Below are 4,971 nucleotides of genomic sequence, written 5' to 3' on the forward strand. Positions count from 1 at the left end.
GTGGGCCCAGCCCACGGCGTGCAGCACCGAGCCGGCCACCACGGCCTGGATCGGGGCGAGCCTGGACTCCTGCGGGTCGTAGAGGCCGCCGTGCCAGGTGGCTTTGTGGGTGGACATGTACGCCACCATGTCCACGCCCATGGTGCGGGCGACGCCCATTTCGCGGTAGGTGGGGAAGACGAAGTCCCGGGCGGTGTCCACGGCGTACCCGCTGCCCACCTGGGCCGCCTCCTGGCCGAGTTCGGGAGCGTAGCCGGGGATGATGCCCTGGCGCTGCCAGGCGATGGCCGAGGTATCGAGGTGGCGGACGGCCACCATCAGCGAATAGAGCTCGCGGAGCTGGGCGGGAGTGAGCGGTTCGGCGACATCGCCGGAAGCCACGGGAAGTGTGTCCATGGTTGTGACCCTAGTCACCGGCCCGCCGCTGGGCAATCAGCCGCTGAATCACTGACCAGACTGCACAAGAATGCCAGCCGGATCGCGGTCTGGCCTTACAGCTTGTTCAGTCTGGGTGGTGCTCAACTGGCTCGCAGCTGGGGCCGTTTTGAGCGGCCAAAACGGCCCCTGCTGCGAGTTAGTCGGGCTGGCGCGTGCGGTTGCGGGTCAGCCGGGCGCCGATCCAGCAGGCCGCGGCAATGCCGGCGACCAGGGCGATGGTGCTGACGAGTTGTTTGCTGCTCTCCGGGCTGCTGAAGCCGACGGCGAAGATCAGGGCCAGGAGCACCAGGCCAAAGATGGTCAGCCCCGGGAAGCCCCTCATGCGCAGCGGCAGCTCGGTGCCCTCGCGGTCGGCGCGGCGGCGCAGGATCAGCTGGGACACAAGCGCGGACCCCCAGACCATCAGGCAGGTCGAGCCGACCAGCTGGAACAGTGCCGGCAGGATCTGCTCCGGGAAGAGCAGTTCCAGCACGGTGGCCAGGAAGCCGAACGCCACAGAGACGCCGACGGCGACTACCGGCACCCGTGCCTTGTTGACCTTGGAGAGGAACCGGGGAGCCTCGCCGCGCTCGGACAGCGAGAAGACCATCCGGGAGGCGCCGTAGAGGTTCGCGTTCAGGGCCGAGAGGAGCGCGACGACGGCCACCAGGGTGATGGCGGCGCCCGCGCCGGGGATGCCCGCCATGTCCAGGACGCCGGCGAACGGCGATGCCAGGGCGCCCGAGGTGTAGGGAAGGACGGCGGCGATGACGAAGACCGAGCCGATGTAGAAGACCAGGATGCGCCAGACAACGGTGCGGATCGCCTGGGCCACGCTGTGCCGGGGGTTTTCGGTCTCGGCGGCGGCCACGCTGACAATCTCGGTGCCGCCGAAGGCGAAGATCACGACGAAGAGCGCGGTGGCGATGCCGCCGAGGCCCGCGGGGGCAAAATTGGCGGTGAAGTTGGTGAGTCCGGGGGAGGGGACGTCCGGAAGCCAGCCCAGCAGCAGGGCGGTGCCGATGCCGAGGAACAGCAGGATGGCGGCCACCTTGAGGATGGCGAACCAGAACTCAAACTCGCCGAAGTTCTTCACGCCGGCGAGGTTGATCGCCGTGAACAAGACCATGAAGACCAGCGACAGGGCCCAGACCGGGACCACCGGCCACACGGTGAACAGCAGGGCGGCCGCGCCGAGGGCTTCGGCGGCGATGACAACCACCAGCTGCAGCCACCAGAGCCAGCCCACGGTGGCTCCGGCGGTCCTGCCCATGGCCTTGGCGGCGTAGACGGAAAACGCGCCGCTGTTGGGATTGGCGGCGGCCATTTCGCCCAGCGCCCACATCACGAGGATGATCAGGGTTCCCGCGACCAGGTAGGAGATCAGGACGGCGGGTCCGGCGGCCTGGACTCCGGNCCCCCGAGCCGAGGAACAGGCCGGCGCCGATGGCGCTCCCGAGTCCCATCATGGTGAGTTGGCGTGGCTTCATGCTGTGGCCGAGTTTCAGGCCGGGGCGCTCCGCGGTGGACTTCATTGTCATGCTGGCGAACCTTCGTGTGGTGTGGATCTGTAAGTCCTTATGGGACCTATTGAATTTACCGCCATGGAGCGGGGTCAACGTGCGCCGGCCGTGAGAACATGGTGGCAGTTTGTTGGCAGGAAACGCAGTTTCCACAACCGTTTGTGATGCAGATCCGTCTGCAGGAGGAACATTTGATGGACGTTGATCCCCTGGATGCGAAGATTGTCCGATTCTTCACGGATTCACCCAGGGCCTCGGTGCTGGAGGCCTCCCGCGTCCTCAAAGTTGCCCGCGCCACCGTGCAGTCACGGCTGGACCGGATGCAGGACAGCGGGGTCATCGGTTCCTGGGTGCCGCAGCCGGATCCGGCCCGCTTCGGTTTCCCCGTCGTCGCCTTCTGCTCTCTGACGATCAACCAGGACCTCGGGCACGACGCGGTGGTCGAGGCCCTCGCAGAGATCCCGGAACTGATCGAAATCCATACCGTGTCCGGCAGTTCGGACCTCATGGCCCGCATTGCGGCCCGCTCCAACCCGGACCTGCAGCGGGTGCTGGATGCCATGATCGCCACCCGGACGGTGCTTCGTTCGTCCTCGGTGATTGTGCTCAACACCCATTTCCAAGGCCGCACGCTCCCGCTGCTGGAAGCCGCGGCCGCCGGACGCTGAGCAGGGCAGCCGCTCCGGCGGCCCCGTGTGACCTGAAACATTTTGCGCCCGGCAGATGGCGTCGTAGAATTAGTTCTAGTCAGTTTGACTATAACTATTCCGGCGGTCGGGCCGGACCCGTCCGGGCGGTCCCAAAGACCGGCCCGGAGCCTCAGGATGCGGGGTGAAGCACCATCTACACAACAGCTGCCAACGTCTCGGAGCGCCAGCTCGCGCCGCCGTCGTTGGCCATCTCCACGGTGATCTTCGCCCTCCGCCCCAGCGAGCGTTCCGGACGTCCCACCCTCTGGATCCCGCTGGTTCGCCGCATCCGCGAACCGTTCAAGGGCCTGTGGGCACTGCCCGGCGGCCCGCTGACCCATGCCGAGTCCCTGCCGGACGCCGCGTCGCGGAACCTGCAGGAGACCACCGGACTGGCGCCCAGCTACCTCGAACAGCTTTACGCGTTCGGCGGCCTGCACCGTTCGCCCACGCAGCGCGTCGTGTCGATTGTGTACTGGGCGCTGGTCCAGCCCACCGAGGCCGCGCTCGCGGACGAGTCCGAGAATGTCCGGTGGTTCCGCGCGGACCGGCTCGGCGACCTGGCCTTCGACCACAACGCGATCGTCGACTACGCGCTCTGGCGGCTGCGCAACAAGATGGCCTACGAGTCCATCGCCTACCACCTGCTCGGGGAGTACTTCACCCTGGCCCAGGTCCGGGAGGTGTACGAGGCCGTCCTGGACCGCGAGCTGGACCCGGCCAACTTCCGCCGCCAGGTCAAGGCCACGCCCGAAATCGAAGAAACCGAGCAGTACCTGCAGGGCGGCAAACACCGGCCGCCCCGCCTCTACCGCTTTACCGGCCGCCCAGGCCTTGACCCAGACAACAGGAGCACACCATGAGCAGCGTCAACACAGCCATCCAGCTGATCACGCGCGAACAGGCCACCAGCAACGCCAAGGGCATTGCAGCAGCCGGCGCCACCTGCAGCCCGGCGCTCGCCCGCGGGCCCTGGGATTACGATCTCGCCGAGGCCCTCGCCGGCGTGCCCGCCTACGGCCCCGGCGCCTCCGTCGCGGATGTCGCCCCGGCCTCGACCCCCCGGCAGGGCCAGCTCCCGGAAGAGTACAAGAGGGCCAGCGACGCCGAACTCGACGCGCGGATCCGGGCCGCCAAGGCTGCCCTCGGGGACCGTGCCGTGGTTCTTGGCCATTTCTACCAGCGCGACGAAGTGGTGGCATACGCCGACTTCGTGGGTGACTCCTTCCAGCTGGCCAACGCGGCGCTGACCCGTCCGGACGCCGAAGCCATCATCTTCTGCGGTGTGCACTTCATGGCCGAAACCGCCGACATCCTGTCCCGGCCGGACCAGGCCGTGATCCTGCCCAACCTGGCCGCGGGCTGCTCGATGGCCGACATGGCGGACATCGACTCGGTGACCGAGTGCTGGGAACAGCTCGAGGAACTGTTCGGCACCGAGCCCGACGCCGACGGCCGGGTCCCGGTCATCCCCGTCACCTACATGAATTCCTCCGCCGCCCTCAAGGGCTTCTGCGGCGAACACGGCGGGATCGTGTGCACCTCCTCGAACGCTGCCACGGTACTGGAATGGGCGTTTGAGCGCGGCCAGCGGGTCCTGTTCTTCCCGGACCAGCACCTGGGCCGCAACACCGCCAAGGCCATGGGCGTGCCGCTGGACCAGATGCCGATGTGGAACCCGCGCAAGGACCTCGGCGGCAACGACGAACAGGTCCTGCAGGACTCCCGCGTGATCCTCTGGCACGGCTTCTGCTCCGTCCACAAGCGCTTCAACGTGGCCCAGATCGCAAAGGCCCGCGCCGAGTTCCCGGGCGTCCAGGTGATCGTGCACCCGGAATGCCCCATGGAAGTGGTGGATGCCGCCGATTCCGCCGGGTCCACGGACTTCATCCGCAAGGCCATCGCTGCCGCGGCCGAGCCCACCACGTTCGCCGTCGGCACCGAGATCAACCTCGTCAACCGGCTGGCCGCGGAAAATCCGCAGCACACCATCTTCTGCCTGGACCCGGTGATCTGCCCCTGCTCCACGATGTACCGCATCCACCCCGGCTACCTCGCCTGGGTCCTGGAAGCGCTGGTGCGGGGCGAGGTGGTCAACCGCATCACGGTGGACGACGCTGTCGCCGCCCCCGCACGGGTCGCCCTCGAACGGATGCTGGCGGCCCGGCCGTGACCAGGCGCCTGGTGGTGGTGGGCAGCGGCATTGCGGGACTGTACGCAGCGCTGCTGGCGTCCGACGCCGGGCCCGGCGGCGGGCCGGCCGTCGAGGTGGTGCTCCTGACCAAGGGAACACTCGAAGAGAGCAACACCTTCTACGCCCAGGGCGGCGTCTCGGCCGTCCT

Annotated in this window: 4 protein-coding genes and 2 pseudogenes; 4 read left to right on the forward strand and 2 right to left on the reverse strand. The window is 67.8% G+C overall.

What is annotated here, in order from left to right:
• Window positions 1–63: 63 nt before the first annotated feature.
• Window positions 64–396 (reverse strand): annotated as a pseudogene (locus K789_RS26710) (thiamine pyrophosphate-dependent enzyme); the annotation flags it as partial.
• 178 nt (window positions 397–574) lie between these two features.
• Window positions 575–1,958 (reverse strand): annotated as a pseudogene (locus K789_RS22005) (amino acid permease).
• A 176-nt stretch (window positions 1,959–2,134) separates the two neighbouring features.
• Between K789_RS22005 and K789_RS0101550 the strand changes: the two are divergent.
• The 4 genes from K789_RS0101550 to K789_RS24895 all read left to right on the forward strand — a co-directional run.
• Window positions 2,135–2,608: an Lrp/AsnC family transcriptional regulator gene (locus tag K789_RS0101550; RefSeq protein ID WP_024365206.1), complete on the forward strand. Its 474-nt coding sequence runs from the start codon at window positions 2,135–2,137 to the stop codon at window positions 2,606–2,608.
• A 173-nt stretch (window positions 2,609–2,781) separates the two neighbouring features.
• A complete protein-coding gene (locus K789_RS0101555; RefSeq protein WP_024365207.1) occupies window positions 2,782–3,492 on the forward strand; it encodes an NUDIX hydrolase in 711 nt (236 codons plus the stop codon).
• The gene (gene nadA, locus K789_RS0101560; protein ID WP_024365208.1) at window positions 3,489–4,802 is read left to right on the forward strand and encodes a quinolinate synthase NadA; all 1,314 of its coding nucleotides are present in this window, start codon (window positions 3,489–3,491) and stop codon (window positions 4,800–4,802) included. Before K789_RS0101555 ends, nadA begins: the two co-directional genes overlap by 4 nt.
• On the forward strand, window positions 4,799–4,971 hold a 173-nt coding region (locus tag K789_RS24895), incomplete at its 3' end, for an FAD-binding protein (protein WP_128081533.1). The genes nadA and K789_RS24895, both read left to right, overlap by 4 nt.

It is taken from the genome of Arthrobacter sp. TB 26, assembly GCF_000427315.1.
GTDB lineage: Bacteria > Actinomycetota > Actinomycetes > Actinomycetales > Micrococcaceae > Arthrobacter.